This window comes from Streptomyces sp. HB132 (assembly GCF_016909575.1).
In the GTDB taxonomy this organism is placed as follows: domain Bacteria; phylum Actinomycetota; class Actinomycetes; order Streptomycetales; family Streptomycetaceae; genus Streptomyces.
In genome coordinates this window covers 202,909-219,126 of sequence record NZ_JAFBGA010000007.1, presented here as the reverse complement: position 1 = coordinate 219,126, position 16,218 = coordinate 202,909, and the positions used below count along the sequence as shown (strand labels likewise).

General features: G+C 70.5%; 10 protein-coding genes and 1 pseudogene. 4 read left to right on the top strand and 7 right to left on the bottom strand.

What is annotated here, in order from left to right; genetic code table 11:
- Positions 1-58 precede the first annotated feature (58 nt).
- The 4 genes from JOC24_RS17960 to JOC24_RS17945 all read right to left on the bottom strand — a co-directional run bounded on the left by JOC24_RS17960 (position 59) and on the right by JOC24_RS17945 (position 5,924).
- Positions 59-2,074: a sensor histidine kinase gene (locus tag JOC24_RS17960; RefSeq protein ID WP_307792720.1), complete on the bottom strand. Its 2,016-nt coding sequence runs from the start codon at positions 2,072-2,074 to the stop codon at positions 59-61.
- Positions 2,061-2,780 carry a response regulator transcription factor gene (locus JOC24_RS17955; protein ID WP_205021330.1) on the bottom strand — a complete coding sequence of 240 codons (720 nt, stop codon included), beginning with the start codon at positions 2,778-2,780 and terminating at the stop codon, positions 2,061-2,063. Before JOC24_RS17955 ends, JOC24_RS17960 begins: the two co-directional genes overlap by 14 nt.
- Before the next feature lie 108 nt (positions 2,781-2,888).
- Entirely contained in the window at positions 2,889-4,178 is a 1,290-nt protein-coding gene (locus tag JOC24_RS17950; protein WP_205021329.1) for a YeeE/YedE family protein, read from the bottom strand.
- Positions 4,179-4,475: 297 nt separating this feature from the next.
- Complete coding sequence (locus JOC24_RS17945; RefSeq protein ID WP_205021328.1) at positions 4,476-5,924, bottom strand: alpha/beta hydrolase family protein; 1,449 nt, start codon at positions 5,922-5,924, stop codon at positions 4,476-4,478.
- Positions 5,925-6,241: 317 nt separating this feature from the next.
- Between JOC24_RS17945 and JOC24_RS33320 the strand changes: the two are divergent.
- Positions 6,242-6,499, top strand: a pseudogene (locus JOC24_RS33320) (FAD-dependent monooxygenase); the annotation flags it as partial.
- Positions 6,500-6,908: 409 nt separating this feature from the next.
- Positions 6,909-7,547 (top strand): Dps family protein, encoded by a 639-nt coding sequence (locus JOC24_RS17935; protein WP_205021326.1) that lies wholly within the window; start codon positions 6,909-6,911, stop codon positions 7,545-7,547.
- Positions 7,548-7,749: 202 nt separating this feature from the next.
- Here the strand turns inward: JOC24_RS17935 and JOC24_RS17930 are convergent, their stop codons facing one another.
- Entirely contained in the window at positions 7,750-9,018 is a 1,269-nt protein-coding gene (locus tag JOC24_RS17930) for a glycoside hydrolase family 16 protein (protein WP_205021325.1), read from the bottom strand.
- Positions 9,019-9,387: 369 nt separating this feature from the next.
- Here JOC24_RS17930 and JOC24_RS17925 point away from each other — a divergent pair, with 369 nt between their 5' ends.
- Positions 9,388-10,173, top strand: coding sequence for a hypothetical protein (locus JOC24_RS17925; RefSeq protein WP_307792719.1), 786 nt, complete (start codon positions 9,388-9,390; stop codon positions 10,171-10,173).
- A 125-nt stretch (positions 10,174-10,298) separates the two neighbouring features.
- Here JOC24_RS17925 and JOC24_RS17920 read toward each other — a convergent pair whose 3' ends face one another.
- The gene (locus tag JOC24_RS17920) at positions 10,299-12,953 is read right to left on the bottom strand and encodes a family 16 glycoside hydrolase (RefSeq protein ID WP_205021324.1); all 2,655 of its coding nucleotides are present in this window, start codon (positions 12,951-12,953) and stop codon (positions 10,299-10,301) included.
- A 539-nt stretch (positions 12,954-13,492) separates the two neighbouring features.
- Here JOC24_RS17920 and JOC24_RS17915 point away from each other — a divergent pair.
- Positions 13,493-14,938, top strand: a complete 1,446-nt coding sequence (locus tag JOC24_RS17915; RefSeq protein WP_205021323.1) for a glycosyltransferase family 39 protein — start codon at positions 13,493-13,495, stop codon at positions 14,936-14,938.
- A 165-nt stretch (positions 14,939-15,103) separates the two neighbouring features.
- Here JOC24_RS17915 and JOC24_RS17910 read toward each other — a convergent pair whose 3' ends face one another.
- Entirely contained in the window at positions 15,104-16,144 is a 1,041-nt protein-coding gene (locus JOC24_RS17910; protein WP_205021322.1) for an NAD(P)-dependent alcohol dehydrogenase, read from the bottom strand.
- Positions 16,145-16,218: the final 74 nt, after the last annotated feature.

Sequence of the window (16,218 nt, the reverse complement as noted above, 5' to 3'; positions counted from 1 at the left end):
GGATGCGCGTCGGGCGCCGGGCATGCCCACAGACTGGAGTGAAGATGTGAGGAAGCTGTCAGACCACCGTGTTCATCGGATCAGGGCCGGCCGTCGGCAGCCTCAGTGTGAACACCGATCCCTGGCCCACCGTGCTGGCCACGGCCGTCGTTCCACCGTGCGCCTCGACGAGCTTGCGGACGATCGCCAGCCCCAGGCCACTGCCCCCTGTGCGACGGCTTCGTGACTTCTCCGCGCGCCAGAACCGGTCGAACACGTACGGCAGGTCCTCTGCCGCCATACCGCTGCCGGTGTCTGCGACCTCCACCACCACCTCTTCGCCCGTACCCCCGCCGCAGGCCGTGTACGCGCGCAGCGTCACCCGTCCTTCCTCGGGGGTGTGGCGTACGGCGTTGGACACCAGGTTGCCGATCGCCTGCCGCAGCCGGACCGGGTCGGCGGTGAGTGCGGGAACCGGTGTGCCGCCCTGCGGACCGGTCACGGTGAGGCGCACCCCGGCGGCGTCGGCCTGCGCCTGGTGCGCCGCCACCGCGTGGGCGAGCAGATCCTCGATCCGCACGGGTTCGGGGTGCAGACGCAGGGCGCCCGCATCGGCCGCCGACAGGTCCTGGAGGTCGTCGATGATGTGCTGCAGCTGCACGGCCTCCTCCAGGAGCGAGGAGACGAACTGCGCGTCCGCGTCCGCGATTCCGTCCTGGGCGCCCTCCAGCCACCCCCGGATGTTGCTCAGCGGGGTGCGCAGCTCGTGCGCCACGTCGCTGACCATCACCTTGCGCTGCTCCTCCAGGCGGGCGCGGTGGGCCGACATGTCGTTGAAGGCGGCGGCGAGCCGGCCGATCTCGTTGTCGGCGGCCACTTCCACGTGTGACGGTTCCTCACCGTCCCGCATGCGCTGGGCCGCTCCCGTGAGTGCGTGCAGCGGCCGTACGAGACGGACCCCGGCGAGGATCGAGGCGCCGACGGTGAGTGCGAGGACGAGCGCCGCGACCCCGGTGATCCTCGCCGTGTTCCCGGGGGACAGTTCGAAACCGGGAACGGCACCGCCGCCAGGGTCGGTGATGAACAGCAACGCGGGCGAGGCGACATACGAACTGAGCTGCTCCTGGCGGGCGATGCCGACGCACGAGGCGATGTCGCGGTCGACCTCGCTGTCCACGGGCGAGGCGGTGGGCAGCTCCGTCGGCACAGCCTCACGCGGGGCGCTGACGCTGATGCTGGGCACGGGCCTCGGCTCGGAGACGGCCGGCGTGGACGGAGGCCGGTACGTGTCCCACGAGAGGTCGAGGTCGAGCCGTACGGCTTCGCGGTCCTGCCGGCCCAGGCAGGCGTTGACGAGCTCGTTGAGCGCGGTGAGCGCCTTCGTCTCCGTCGCGGTGGGGCTGTCCAGGGCTTCCGTCGCGCACCGGCTGCCGCGTATGCGGTCGGGATCGTTGCCCACGACCTGGATCCGGGGCCGACCGCTCGGTCCCTCGACGACGTCCGAGGCGATGCCGGACCGGCTGAGGCACCGCACCGTCTCGTCGGCGGTGCGCCTGAGCGACGTACGTTCGGTCGCGGAGAGCCTGAACGGTCCTACGGCCCTCGCGTCGACCCGGTCGGTCCCCGGGTGCTGCGCTCCGTCCGTGCCGGGTGCCGCAACCGTCACTGATCCGGACCCGGATTCCGATCCGGAGGGCACGGCGGCCACGGACAGCGGGTCCACGACCGCCGATGCCTGGGGAGGCAGGGCCGGTGGTGGCGGGGAGGCGTCCGCGGAGTCCGCGAGTGTCTCGCGACTCTGCGTCGTCAGTGTGATGCGCCGGTCCGACGCGTCGGCGAGTTCGTCGACCGTGGCGTCCACGCCGTCCCAGGTGGGGTGTTCGGCCGCGTAGGCGAGCAGGGCGTCGAGGACGCGGGTGTCGGCGGCGAGGTTGCGGCCCTGCTCCTTCTCGATCGCGCCGGACGTCGTCTGCACGGCCAGCCACGCGGTCGCGGCGACCGAACAGGCCGCGACGAGCGCCGACACCGCCAGCAGCCTGCCGAGGAGGCTCTTGCGCAGGCGCAGGCGTTGGGCGCCCCGCTCAGCGCGGAGCACGTGGGGTCCCCTTCAGCGGGTCGACGAGTTTGTAGCCCACTCCGAAGACGGTGAGCAGCCGGGCCGGGCGCCGGGGCGCACGCTCGATCTTCTTGCGGAGGTTCATGATGTGCACGTCGACCGTACGGCTGCTGATGTACCGGTCGAACCCGTGGAGTTCTGCGAGCAGTTGCTCACGCGTGAAGACCCGCTCGGGCTCGGCTGCCATCGCGGAGATGAGCCGGAACTCCCCCGGTGTGCAGTCGACCTCGGCTCCGTCGACCGCCACCTCGTGGCGCGCGGGATCGACGGCGAGCGTTCCCACCCGCAGTACATGACCGTCGTCGCGCCCCCCGTCCCGACGGGTGCGCCGCAACAGCGTGCGCACACGCGCCATGAGCTCCCGCGGGCTGTAGGGCTTGGTCATGTAGTCGTCCGCGCCCAGGTCCAGTCCGAGCAGCAGGTCGTCCTCCGTCGCCCGCGCGGTCAGCATGAGCACCGCCAGCTCCCGCTCCTCCGCTCGCAGGATGCGGACCACGTCGAGTCCGTCCGCCCCCGGCATCATCACGTCGAGCACGAGCAGGTCCGGCGCCCCCTGCCGCGCCTGTTCCAGGGCGGAGAGGCCGTCCGCCACCACCGTGACCGCGTGGCCTTCGCGTTCGAGGTAACGGCGGACCAGCTCGGCCTGTTTCGCGTCGTCTTCAGCGACTATGACGTTTGCGCACACGCGGACGATCGTAAAGGAGGCCCCGAGGCGCGGGCCCTGGCGGCCCGGCCCGGCCGCGCGTGCACCGGACGGCCGGGCCGGGCGTGCCGGGCCGCCGGTCCGACGCGATCAGCAGACGCCGTCGCCCGGCTTGGGGTTGCCGAGGCCGAACAGCGGGCGCAGCCGGAGTCCGATCCAGGTTCCGGCCAGTGCGACCGCGCCCCAGACCCAGCCGCTCAGGCTGCCCGAGGCGATGCCCGCCAGGTAGGCACCGATGTTGCAGCCTCCGGCCAGTCGCGCGCCGATGCCCATCAGCAGACCGCCGAGCACCGACGCGACGGCCGTGCGCCACGGAATCCCCCGGTGCAGCGCCCAGGTACCGCCGGCCGCCGCGGCGACCGCCGCACCGATCATGATGCCGATGTCGGTGAGGCTGGTCTTGTCGGCCAGTACCGGGCCCGCCAGCATCTCCGCGTTCCCGGCCTGCCGCCACCAGGTCCAGTTCTCCGGGTGGCCGCCGAGCGCGCCCACCAGTTCCGATCCCCACAGACTGAACGCACTCGTGACACCCCAGGCGCCGCCGGACACCATCAGCACGCCTGCGCCGAGCACGGCCAGCACGAGGGCGCCGACGGCCAGGGGCCACGATCCGCGGATGACCCGTACGGCCGCGGTGCGTGCCGAGGGCACGACTCCGAGGGGCGGCGGGTTACGGCGGGCCTGGACGCGTCGCGTGACCACGACCACGAGCAGCAGCGCGGCGATGGTCACCGCCCACGATCCGAACCGGCCGAGGTGTTCGGAGAGGACTACCGGCTCCCAGGCGGGCAGGTCCTTCCACAGGTCGAACTGCCAGGCGGCGAGCGTGGCGCCGGCGATGAAGCCGCCGAGGGTCAGCAGCACCGAGGTCTGCCCCGAGCCGACGGCGAAGAGGGTGCCCGACGCACAGGCACCGCCGAGCTGCATCCCGACGGCGAAGAGCAGCGAACCGACGACCAGGCCGACTCCGAGCGACCCTGCGGAGGGCGCCGGCTGCGAGCCGAACAGGCCGGTGCTCGTTCCGATGATCAGTGCGAACAGCGTGGCCGTGGTGCCGAGCAGCAGCGCGTGCGCCCGCAGACCGCTGCCGTTGCCGACCGCGATCAGCTGGCGCCAGGCGGAGGTGAAGCCGAACCGGGAGTGGAACAGGGCTACGCCGAGACCGAGCCCCAGCACGAGCAGTACGCCGGGCTTGGCGCCGTGGGTGAACCACACGTACGCGGTGAGTGCCACGGCCAGCAGTGCGGACACGACGAGTGGGGTCCTGCGCACCGGGGGCAGGGGTGGCGGCTCGGGCTGCGGCACCGATGTGGGCGACGGGACGAGCAGGGCTGGCAGGGCGCGCGGCGGGGCGGACCCGGCGGGGGGCGCGGTGGTCACGAGAGGTCTCCGGATGATGCTCGACGGACGGCGGCGGTGGGGTCGGCGGCGCGGCACGCGCCGCCGGCCGGGTATTCAGCCGCGACAGAGTCCGTCGTCGACGCACCACGCCGAATGTGCGAACAGCGCGAGGCACAGCGACAGGGCCGATACAGACATGCGTACGAATATACGGACGGGCCCACTCCGGATGCCCGACCGTCTCGCCATGCGGAAGGCCTCCTGGGACGGCGCACCGGGACGCCCCGCTCCTGGGTTGGTGCGGGACGGCCCGTCGGCTTCGAGTGAGGGCGTCCGTCAGGGCGCGATCCCCACATCGGCGATCCGGCTCCACTTCCTTTCCTGGGCCGCGGTCATGGCGGGCCAGGAGAGGCCGCCCGGCCGGGGCCGGACCTTCGACGCGTACGACGGAGGGAGGAAACGGGGACTGTAGAAGCACCCGCCCGCATGGACGCGGTCGAAGGACTCGCACGAGGCCGCGATCGAGCCCGGGGTCGGCTTGCGGCCGGAGCGCACCCAGGTGTCGAGGGCGGAGACGGAGTTGGCGTACTCGGAGTCGCTCAGCGCGCTGTGCTCCGTCTCGGTCGTGTAGGTCTGCACGAGGTGCTCGTCCGTGCCGGCGCCCTCGAGGGTGGCGCGGTAAGCGGATTCGTGCTCCACGAAGGCGGTGGGATCGTCGATCGCGTGCAGGGTGAGGACGGGGATGGAGACCTTGCCCGTCAGGTCGCTGTCGTAGGAGAGGTCGCGGCGTGCTGTGGGGTCGGCCGAGAAGCGTTCGATGCCCGCGTTGAGTGCCTTGTCGTCGTGTGAACCGGAGTACCGCACACCCTGGTTGCTGAACGGGTTGCGGCCGCCGAGCCTGCCCGACACGATGTCGCGGAAGGTGAAGGTCGAGAACCGCAGGTGCGATTCGAGTGCCCGCTCGGGAACGCGGGTGACGGCGAGGATGTCCTTCAGGTTGCGCTGCTGCAGTGCGGTCCGGTCTGTGGGCTGTGACGCATAGCCGGTGCATTCCTCGAGACGGGCCCGGAGCCCGGTGCTCGTCATGACGGAGCCCGCGCGCAGACCCTGCCACACCGGGTACTGGGGCTCGGTGGGACGAGGGTGGTTACGGCAGTAGTACTGGTAGACCGCCCGCAGATCGACACGGTAGTCGTACCCGCGCGAACCACCCCCGAGCACACCGCTGGTCAGCAGGGCACCGTCGTAGGCGCCGGAGCGGGCTCCGTAGGTCTCCGCGACCTTGGCGGCCACGTTGCCGCCCCATGACTGGCCGTGGACGTACGTCCGCTTCGGTTGGCCGAACCGGGAGACGAACAACCGCCGCACGTTCTCCGTGTCGGCTGCGGCCATTCGTGTCCCGTAACCCCCGCGGCGGTAGGAGGACCCGGCCCAGGCGTATCCCTCGTCGACCATGACCGCCCAGCGCTCCAGGTCGCCGGCACTGCGGGACGGGTCCGAGGTGTCGCCGAGATCGGGACCGCCGTGGGCGTGCACGACGAGGGAACCGTTCCAACGCGTGGGCACCGCCATCGTGTAGTACGCCCCGCTGCCGTCCTGGCCGGTGTAGCACGTGGCCTTCCCCGCGAGATCGGCCGGGCACTCGGCGACGGCGGGAGCCTCGGTGCTCGCCCGGGCGGCGGCGGAGGACTCGCCGAGCGTGCCGAGGAGCAGGGCCGCCAGGGCCGCGGCCACCACCGCCGAGCGCCGTCGCGGAGCATGCGCGGGCGCGTCGAATACGTTCAAGAGTGAGCTCCTTCAGGTGCTCTGCGCCGAGTTGCGCTGCGAGCCGGGATGCTAGGAAGGACGCGACCTGCGGGGCCACCCCTGCGGCCGTTGCGTTCATAGTGTTCGCCCGCCCGGTCGCTCGGCGACCGGGTCGGCCCAGCCGTCCGCACGCCTCCGGACGCACCGTTGACAGGGCATCGATCCTGGTTACAGACTCCGGACATGAAGTGAAGGAACTTTCACCATGCGAACATTCGGCTTGGGCGGCGCGTGTCCGCCCCGGCGTGCCGTCGGCCCCAGGGGTGCGAACTCCCCCATGGCGAAGGAGAGCAGCGGTGCACACGACCGTAGGAATCATCGGCGGCGGCCCGGCCGGGCTGCTGCTGTCCCGCCTGCTCCACCGGGCGGGCGTCGACTGCGTCGTCCTGGAGAGCCGTGACCGCGCCCATGTCGAACGGCGTCAACGGGCCGGGATTCTCGAACAGTCCACGGTCGACGCCCTCCGCGGGGCCGCGGCGGCCGCGAGGCTGGATGCCGAGGGGCTGGTCCACGACGGCTTCGAGTTGCGCTGGGAGGGCCGTTCGCACCGGATCCGTGTCTACGCGCCCCGCGAACGCGCCACCGGCCTGGGCTGGGTCACGGGCATAGGCCGTACGGGCGCGGTGGTCGGCCCGACGCTCGGCGGTGCGGTCCTCGCGGGTGGCGACGCGAGCCTCGGTTTCACGACGTTCGCCGTGACGGCCGCGCTCGGCGCGGTGGCGATCTCCCTGGTCCCCCTGTTCGGGCACGACCGCCGCGGTCTCGGCACGGACCCGGCACCGCCTCTCTCCCCGGACGCCGCCCCGGGCGGCGTGGAACGCGCGTGACGACCGGCGGGGACCGGGCCTGAGGGGACGCTTTCGGCAGGGCCGGTCAAGTGGTATCCGGTGTCAGGACGCGTGCATGCTCCGGCCCCGGTGGCAGATGAAGAGAGTTGGACCGTCCCCTCGTCCCAGGAGCGTCATGCCGCCTCAGAGTTCCAGCCCGCGCTACACCGTGCCAGGCCTGAGCACCAAGGAGGGCGGGCGGGTGATCGACTTGCTGACGATGCGCCTGCACGCACTCAACGACCTGGCGCTCACCCTGAAACACATTCACTGGAATGTGACCGGCCCGCACTTCATCGCCGTGCACGAGATGCTCGACCCGCAGACCCTGGCGGTACGTGACATGGCGGACGCGACCGCCGAACGCATCTCGGCCCTGGGCGGTGTGCCGCACGGCACCGCGGGCGTGCTCGTCGCCGAGCGGGCGTGGAAGGACTACAGCGTGGGCAGAGCCGATGCGATCGCCCACCTCGGCGCACTCGACCTCGTCTACACGGGGATCATCGAGGACCACAGGAAGGCCGCGGCGAAGGCCGCCTCCGTCGACCCGGTCACGGAGGACCTGCTCATCGAGCACCTGCGTTCGCTGGAGCAGTTCCAGTGGTTCGTCCGCGCCCACCTGGAGAACGGTGCCGGGGCGCTCAGCACGGCGGACGCCGCCAGCGAGACGCAGGCAGCCGCCAAGGCCGGTCCGTCGCGCGTGATCCCGGCGAAGAAGACGGCCAACACCGGACGCACGGCGAAGAAGGCGGCCACCGGTAAGCGCGCTCGCTGACGCCGGCCCGGCGCGTGCCCGGGCCGGTCGCACATGTGCCGCACGCCGGGCCGCGAGGCCCGCGGCATCGGGTCGGCGCTTCCCGCACCACCTCCGCCCCGTACGCCCCGTACGCCCTCAGCGCGACGTGCGCGACGGCGTACGGGGCCGGGGCTTCGGCCGCGTGCTTGTCAGGCGGGTGAGCCGACCGTGGACTCCGAGTTCATCGCGTCACCGTCCACTTCTGGTTGGCGGCGCCGGTGCAGGTCCAGATCTGCAGTCGGGAGCTGTTGGCGCTGCTCCCTCCACTGACGTCCAGACACTTGTTCGCCTGCGGGTTGACGATGTCCCTGGCGGCCGGCGTCGCCCACTGCTGGGCCGCCGAACCGTTGCAGTCCCACAGCTGCACCGCCGTACCGTCCGCAGTGCCACCCGACGCCACGTCCAGACACTTGCCCAGTGCCCGGATCGTGCCGTCGCCTCCCACGGTCCACCGCTGCGCCGCCGTTCCGTTGCAGTCGTACAACTGCACCGCCGTACCGTTCGCCACCGCACCGCCCGCGACATCCACGCACTTGCCCGCCAGACCGGTGATGGGACCGCCGCCACCCGGCTGGCCGCTGTCGGAGCTGACGCGGACGTAGTCGACGAGGAGTTGCTGCGGGAGGACCGTGCTTCCGTCGGGGTCGCCCGGCCAGTAGCCGCCGACCGCCAGGTTGAGGATGATGAAGAACGGCTTGTCGAAGACCCACTGCTTGCCGCCGAGGTCGGACGGGGTCCGACGCTGGTAGACCGTGCCGTCGACGGACCAGGTGACGGCGTTCGGACTCCAGTCGACGGCGAAGGTGTGGAACGCGTCGGCGAACGCCTGCCCGCCGGGCAAGGTGTAGCCCGCGCCTATGCCTCCGCTGCCCGAGTAGCCGGGACCGTGCAGGGTGCCGTGCACGGTGGAGGGTTCGAATCCGACGTTCTCCATGATGTCGATCTCGCCGGAGGCGGGCCAGCCGACCTGACCGATGTCGTTGCCCAGCATCCAGAAGGCGGGCCAGATGCCCTGACCGCGGGGGATCTTCATCCTCGCCTCGACCCGGCCGTACGTGGTGGTGAACTTGCCGGACGTGTTCAGCCGGGCCGAGGTGTATTCGCACCGCCCGTACCAGCACTGGTAGTTGCCGGGGTTCTCCTTGCGCGCGGTGATGACGAGGTTGCCCTGGCCGTCGAGTGCGGCGTTGTTCCTGCCCGCCGTGTAGTACTGCCGTTCGTGGTTGTTGACGTTGTCGCCGGTCTCGGTCTGCCACTTCCCGCCGTCGACGGCGGAGCCGGCGGGCCCGTTGAATTCGTCCGAGAAGGTGACGGCGGCCGGTGCGGCCGCGACGGTGGTGTCCGCGGCCGGTGCGGGCGCGCTCTGCGCCAGGCCGGTGGACAGTGAGGCGAGGCCGAGGACCATGACGAGGGACAGAACCAGGCGCCGAGGCAAGCGCGGAGAACTCATGCCTTCTCCCTTCAGGGAGCGTGGTGGACTGACGTGCACATGTCAGATCCAGGCGAATCGGGCAGGCACCACATCGAACACTCCCCCGCGCACCCGCATCGAGCCGACAGGGAGCGAAGGAACGGAAGCACTTACTTCACTCCGTGATTTAAGGAATGAACGCCGAGCCTGTCAAGGGTTTGGTATAGACCGGAGGTGCGTACATTTCTTGGTGCCACGAGCAGCGTCCTCAAACCACTTCCGCACCCGCCGTCGCCCCTCGGCGGCGTCGGCCGCAGCGGGTGTCGCAGGCATGTTCAGGGCGAGCCAGGCGATCAGGACTGCGACGCCTCGACGGCAGCCGCCCGCACACCGCCTGCTCGAACTAGGGTGAGACACCAGACCGAGGCCGACGAGGGGGACACCATCGACACCGCCGAAACGGGCCGGAACCCGCTGGACCCCGCCAGCGTGCTGAACGCGAAGGAGACCCTCTTCGAGCTCTTGGGCCGTGCGGGAGTCTTCCGGGGAGAGGCCGACGAACTGATCGCCCTCGTGGAGGCCGGCGCGATCACGGACGCGCACAGCGAGGTCGGGAAGGCGGCGGGGGGCCCGGCCGGCAGCGGGGATCCGTACGCCGTCGGCTGGCACGACGGTGCCCGAGCGGTGGGCGACGAGCTCGTCCGCGTCGCCGGGCAAGCCCTTGAGCGCGCCATCGGCCCCGCGATGTCGGGTCCGGTGGACGTCGGCGCGGGGGGCCATCATCCCGTCGGGAGGGTGGACGTGGAGCGTGCCAAGGTCGCCGTGACGCCGCTCTATCTCACGTTCACGGACACCTCGGACCTCGACCCCGAGGTGTCGGACGAGGTCCTCACCGCCGTACTCGGCACGATGAGAGTCGTGGGACGGGTCGGCTACGCCGGGCAGTTGGAGCGGTTCACCGAGTCCCATGGACAGCGGCTGACCCAGGTGTACGCACGGTACGGGCCACGCAGCAGCATCGCGGTCCACGGCCGCTACTCCCTCCTGCACTCCCCGACGAGCATCGCCGTACTCGAACGCCTCACCGGCGCACCGTCAGCGCTCCGGGCGGAATGGGAGCTCGCGGAACTGCCTCCGGCATGGCTGGAAGGAATCGCGACCGCCTGGAGTGCGTCGGACGCCCCGCCCGCTTGACCCGGGCCCCGGGGTGGCGTCGGGCGTTCGCCCGGTCGCACCCGCCGTCGGCGGGCACCGGCAGAGCGACGCGGGGCACCCGCGGTTCGCAGGCGCCCCGCGTCGGAGCGGAGCCGGAGGCCGGCTCAGCTCAGCGGTTCGATCCGGATGTTGCGGAACCGCACCTTGTTGCCGTGGTCCTGGAGACGGATCGCTCCGGCCGACGGGCCCTCCGGCAGACCGGCGCCGGTGGGTCCGTCGATCGCGATGTCGTCGTGGACCGTCCGTCCGTTCCACACCACTGTGACGCGTGCGTCGGCGGTCTTGCCGCCGCTGTCGTCGAAGCGCGCCGCGCGGAACGTGATGTCGTACGTCTGCCACGTCTCCGGAGCCGTGGCAGCGTTGATGTCCGGCGCCTTCTTCTGGTATATGGCCCCCGCCTCGTCGGTGTCGGGGGTGGTGTCCCCGTACGAGTCGAGGATCTGGAGTTCGTAGCGGTCCTGTAGATAGATCCCGCTGTTGCCGCGGTCCTGGCCGGTCACCTCGTCCGGCAGCAGCGGCACCCGGAACTCCGCGTGCAGTCGGAAGTCCTGGTAGGCGTCCTTGGTGCGGATGTCACCACAGCACACCTCCATCGAGCGCTCGGCGGACAGCGGCCATTCGACGCGCCGGCCGTCCGTGTGCTGCCACTGCTCCTGGGAGGCGGCGGTGCCGTCGAAGAGGGGTACCGGGGCACCGTGCGGCAGCACGGTGACGAGGTCGAGGTTGACATGGCCGGTGTCGCCGGGATCGAAGCGGTACGAGAGGGTGTTGGGTCCCGCGTGCAGGCGGATCCGCTCGGTCCGCGTCGACCAGGTGTCCCAGTTGCCGGTCGAGGCGAGCTTCGTCTGTCTCAGCTTCTTCCCGTTGACGTGGAGGGAGAGGGACTTCGTACCCCGGAAGGGGTCGGGTCCGTTGGAGTAGCGCAGGTTCACGTCGTAGTCGCCCGCCTTGGGGACCGTCACGTCGAAGGTCGTGGCGGCCTTGCCCTCCGTGCCGTAGCGGTCGACGAAGCCGCTGCCCGAGTACCCGGTGTGATCGGTGTCGAAGCCGGCCGTTCCGGTGAGCCGGGCCTCCTCCGCCTCGTACAGCGTGGCCGCCGCCGGCTGCTTGCCCGGCAGGGCGTTCAGCGTGTACCAGGCCTCCGTGCTCCACAGCGCCTCGCCCGACGCGGAGGCGAAGGGTCGCGGCGAACGGAGGTGTACGACCCGGCCGGGCTTGAGCCCGTCGAGTCGCAGCCGCACGGTGCTGCGGTCGTCGGCGAGGGTCGCCGAGCGCACGGCCAGCCGCTCCTCGGCGACCTTCGGCCCCCCGTAGTCGGACGTCGGGGTGTAGCGCCACTGCTCTGCCCGGTAGCGGGACGTCAGTTCCGCGGCGGTCTCCTCCGACAGCGGCTGGGTGTACTCCAGGTCGAAACCGCCGGGAACCGCACGCATCTCCTTGATGTCGAAGGTGTTGCCGCCGTTCGGGGTGAGCTTCTGCAGACCGAACTTCAGCTTCCCTTCCTGGCCCCAGTTGCCGTCGGCGCCGAGACCACCCGCGTACACCGCGCCGTCGGGCCCCATGGTGATGCGGTTGACGCCCGCTTCGAGTCCCTGCGTGTAGCGGAAGACCGCCCCCTGGTACTGCCCCTTCACCTTTTCCAGGTAGGCACGCTGGAGACCTCCGTAGGTGACGTCGCCGATCAGCATCTGGCCGGCGAACCGGCCCTCCTTCAGGTGCAGTGGTGTACTGGGTGAGTTGGCGATCTCGTTCTGGGGCAGCCAGAGCACCGGCCAGGTGGCGACCGTGCGGTACTCGTCGGTGACGAAGTCCTGGTCATTGTCGATGAGCTGTGTCAGCTCGTGCTTCTGCGACACGTACAGCGATCCGTCGACGTACTTGACGCCCATCGGCTCCCGAAGCCCCTCGGCGACCTTCTTCACCGTCACCTTGTCGCGGCTGGTGGCACCCTTGACGTGGTCGAGGAGGTACACCTCGCCGGTACGACTCTCGGAGCCGCCCCACGTGGAAAGTGCCAGACGTCCGTCAGGCAGCCAGTCCATGCCGGTGACCTGCGGTTCGAAGCCGTCCGGGCGCAGATCGGTGAGGTCCAGGTCGGGGCGCACACCGGCGAGCGGCAGACCGTCACCGGGGCTGTCCGTGCCGGATTCGCACTCCTTCCGGCCAGGTGCGGTGACCCGGACGACCCCTGCGTCGGTGCTCAGGGCTTCGCGGGGCACGACTCCGAACTCCGTCGCACCCGGCGGCCTCCACGCGAGCGTCAGTTGCTGCTCGCCGCCCCGCTCGAAGTAATCGACCTTGAACGGATGTGACCCGGCGTCGAGTTGGACAGAACCGTCCTTGGGCTCGGCGCCGTGCAGACCGTCGTGGTCGATGACCTCCCGGTCATCGATGGTGAGCCGTGAGCCGTCGTCGCTGGTGAGGCGGAAGGTGTACGTCCCGTCGGCGGGGACGACCAGATAGCCGGAGGCCTCGGCCACGAAGTTGTCGGCGAAACCACCGAAGTCGTCGACCGTGGACCAGTCCACGGTGGACATCAGCTTGTCGTGGTTGGGTGTCTGGCCGGGCTTGAGCGTACACAGGGAGCTGAGTGGCACCTGGGTGTCGAAGACGCGCAGCGTGACGCCCGGTTCCTGGGGCGGGATGTCGTCGGGCGCGGCGGCGGCCGGAGGGCCGGCCCAGACACCTCCCGCGAGAAAGCCTCCGACGAGCAGGGCGGTGAGTCGTCTTCGGGCACGCAAGAGCAGCCGTGGATGCATCGGTCCTCCAGAAGGGGGTCGCACTCCGGTCGGGCTGTACTGATCCGCGAAACAGCAATACGCCTACGGTGGCGCCGCCACGCTAGGGGACTTCTGCTGAGAAAGTCCACACTTTGTCATCTGCGAGTTCAAAGTGCGGACTTCGCCCTTGCGGGGCCGTGCGGGTCCGGGCCGGGGTGCGGCCGAAACCCACCACGGGCGGATGGCGGGAAGGTGCATGGAGGCGATCCGCCCCCGAACCGGGGCCGCAGCCCCGGCAGGCTCACCGGGCGACAACGGTTGCGGCATCCGGAAGGCGTCGCCGGTGCGCCCGGACACCCGCTGCTCGGCCTTGCCCGCGGACGCCGCTGATCGCCGTGTGTGGGCGCGTCGCCGGCTCGGCCCGCGTATGGCCCGTCGATGCGGTGGATGCCTGCGTGGCGGATGAGCTGTGTCCCGGGATAGTTTCCTCACACACGACTGTTCACCGGGGGCGGACGGCGTGAGACCGAGGTCGACTTCCGGGACCCCCTTGCCGCCCGGCACGACTGAAAGTCTCCATGATTTCCCATATAGCCGTGTACCGGCACCGTTCGTCCGTCTGGGTCCTCCCGCTGCTGTGGACCTTCGTCCTCGGCCTGTGGGGGTTGTCGCGACACCACACGCTGTGGCGGGATGAGGCCGCGACCTGGCAGGTGGCACAGCGGTCGAGTGCTGAGATATGGCAGATGCTGGGACAGGTCGACTCGGTGCACGGGCTCTACTACCTGCTGATGCACGGCCTGTTCGAGTGCTTCGGGCCCAGCACGACGACCCTGCGCCTGCCCTCCGTGCTGGCCATGTCGGTAGCTGCGGCGTGTGTGGCGGTCATCGGCCGCCGGCTGGCCGGTTCAGGAGTGGGCCTGACGGCGGGACTTGCCTTCGGGCTGATTCCGGCCGTGCAGTTCTACCTCCAGGAAGGCCGCCCGTACGCGCTGGTCGTCATGGGTGCCGGCATCTCGACCCTGTTGCTGGTGACCGTGCTCGACGGAGGTGGCCGCCCGAATCGGTGGGCAGCGTACGCGGGCACGGTGCTGGTGTGCGCGCTGCTGAACTGGCTGTCCCTGCTGGTGCTTCCGGCACACCTGTTGACCCTCGTCCGCGCCCGGGCCGGACGCGAGGTGTGGATGCGCTGGGCGGCTGCCTCGGCGGTCGCTGTCGCGGCCGCGTCACCGTTGATCCTGTTCAGTCGGAGACAGTCGGATCAGGTGTCCTGGATACCACCGTTGACGTGGCACATGCTGATCGGCCCCGCCGTTCTCCTGACGATCGGCGGGATCGGGGCCCTCGCGGACCGGACGCGACAGGGCCAGCTGTCCGTCGCGGCTGTGGGCCTGCCCTTGCTGGCGGTGCCGCAGATCGGCTTGATCGGCCTCTCGATGGTTCAGCCTCTGTTCCTGGACCGCTACGTGCTGTTCAGCATGCTGGGTCTGGCCCTGCTGATCGGCGCGGCACTGGATGCGGCACAACGCGCCTTAGGCACAGGGTTCCCGCGGGTTTCGTCGTGGTTTCTTCCCGGAGTGGCGGTCGTGGCGGTGCTCGCGCTCCTGCCGCAGTTGATGGCCAAGCGCTCGCCGGCGAGCCGGGTCGATGACGTGCTGGCCGTGGCGGAGGACGTACGGGACCTGAAGCAGGCCGGGGACGCGGTGATCTTCATACCGGCGGCGCGGCGCGACACGGCGCTCGTCTCGCCCCACGCCTTCGTCGGCCTGCGGGACGTCGCTCTGGTGAAGAGCCCCTCGACATCGGGGACGTTGAAGGGCCTGGAGGGCCGCCCGGACCGGATAAGGACCGATCTCCTGGCCCAGCAGCGGGTGTTGCTGGTCACGGACGCGGCGTCGGTGGCTCGTCCGGTGTCGGCCGAACGGGACAGGGCAAAGATGTCCGTCCTGCGGAGCCACTTCGTCGTGGTGACGGACCGGCAGGTCCGCGGGCGGCGGGTGGCGGTGTACGAGCGGCGTTCGTGACGAGCTGCGCGGGGGCGCGCGGGCCCTGGTGGTTCCACGGATGACGGGGCGGGGTCGGGACGAACGCGGCGGGTCGTCCGGCCCGAGGAGTCCTGCCTCGGGCCGGACGACCCGGTGTTACGGCCCGACGCCGGACCCCTCGCGGGGGCCGGTGGCCGACGGGCCTCAGATCGTCGCGGTGTCGATCACGAACCGGTACCGGACATCGCTGTTCAGCACCCGCTCGTACGCCTCGTTGATCTCGGAGGCGCCGATGAGTTCGATCTCAGCACCGAATCCGTGCTCGGCACAGAAGTCCAGCATCTCCTGCGTCTCCTGGATGCCGCCGATACCGGAGCCCGAGAGGGACTTGCGGCCGCCGATCAGGGAGAAGAGGTTGACCGAGATGGGCTCCTCCGGGGCTCCGACGTTCACCAGCGCACCGTCGGTCTTGAGCAGGGAGAGGTAGGCACCGAAGTCCAGCGGCGCGGACACCGTGGACAGGACGATGTCGAACGTGCCGCTCAGGTCCTCGAAGGTCTTCGGGTCGCTCGTCGCGTAGTAGTGGTCGGCGCCGAGCTTCAGTCCGTCGTCCCGCTTCCGCAGGGACTGCGAGAGAACGGTCACCTCCGCACCGAGCGCGTGCGCGATCTTCACGCCCACGTGCCCGAGGCCGCCCATACCGACGACGGCGACCTTCTTGCCGGGGCCGGCGTTCCAGTGCTTCAGCGGGGAGTAGGTGGTGATCCCCGCGCACAGCAGCGGCGCGGCCTCGTCCAGGGACAGACCGTCGGGGATACGGACGGTGTAGTTCTCGTCGACGACGATGTGCGTGGAGTAGCCGCCGTAGGTGGGGTCGCCGTTCTTGTCCAGAGCGTTGTACGTGCCGGTGTTGCCCTTGACGCAGTACTGCTCGAGGCCGGCCTTGCAGTTGTCGCACTCGCGGCAGGAGTCGACCATGCAGCCGACGCCGACGCGGTCGCCCACGGCGAATTTGGTGACGCCGGGGCCCGTTTCCGTGACGATGCCGGCGATCTCGTGGCCGGGCACCATCGGGAAGATGCCCTCGCCCCAGCCGTCGCGGGCCTGGTGGATGTCCGAGTGGCAGATGCCGGCGAACTTGATGTCGATCAGGACGTCGGACTCGCCGACCGCGCGGCGCTCGATGGTGGTGCGCTCCAGCGGAGCCTTGGCGGAAGGGGCGGCGTACGCAGCGACAGAGGTCATGCCGGAATTCTCCTAAGGAGTGGTCCTGCGCCCGGCAGCTTTCGGTCCGGGCATGCCGTCCAGCCTGCCCCACC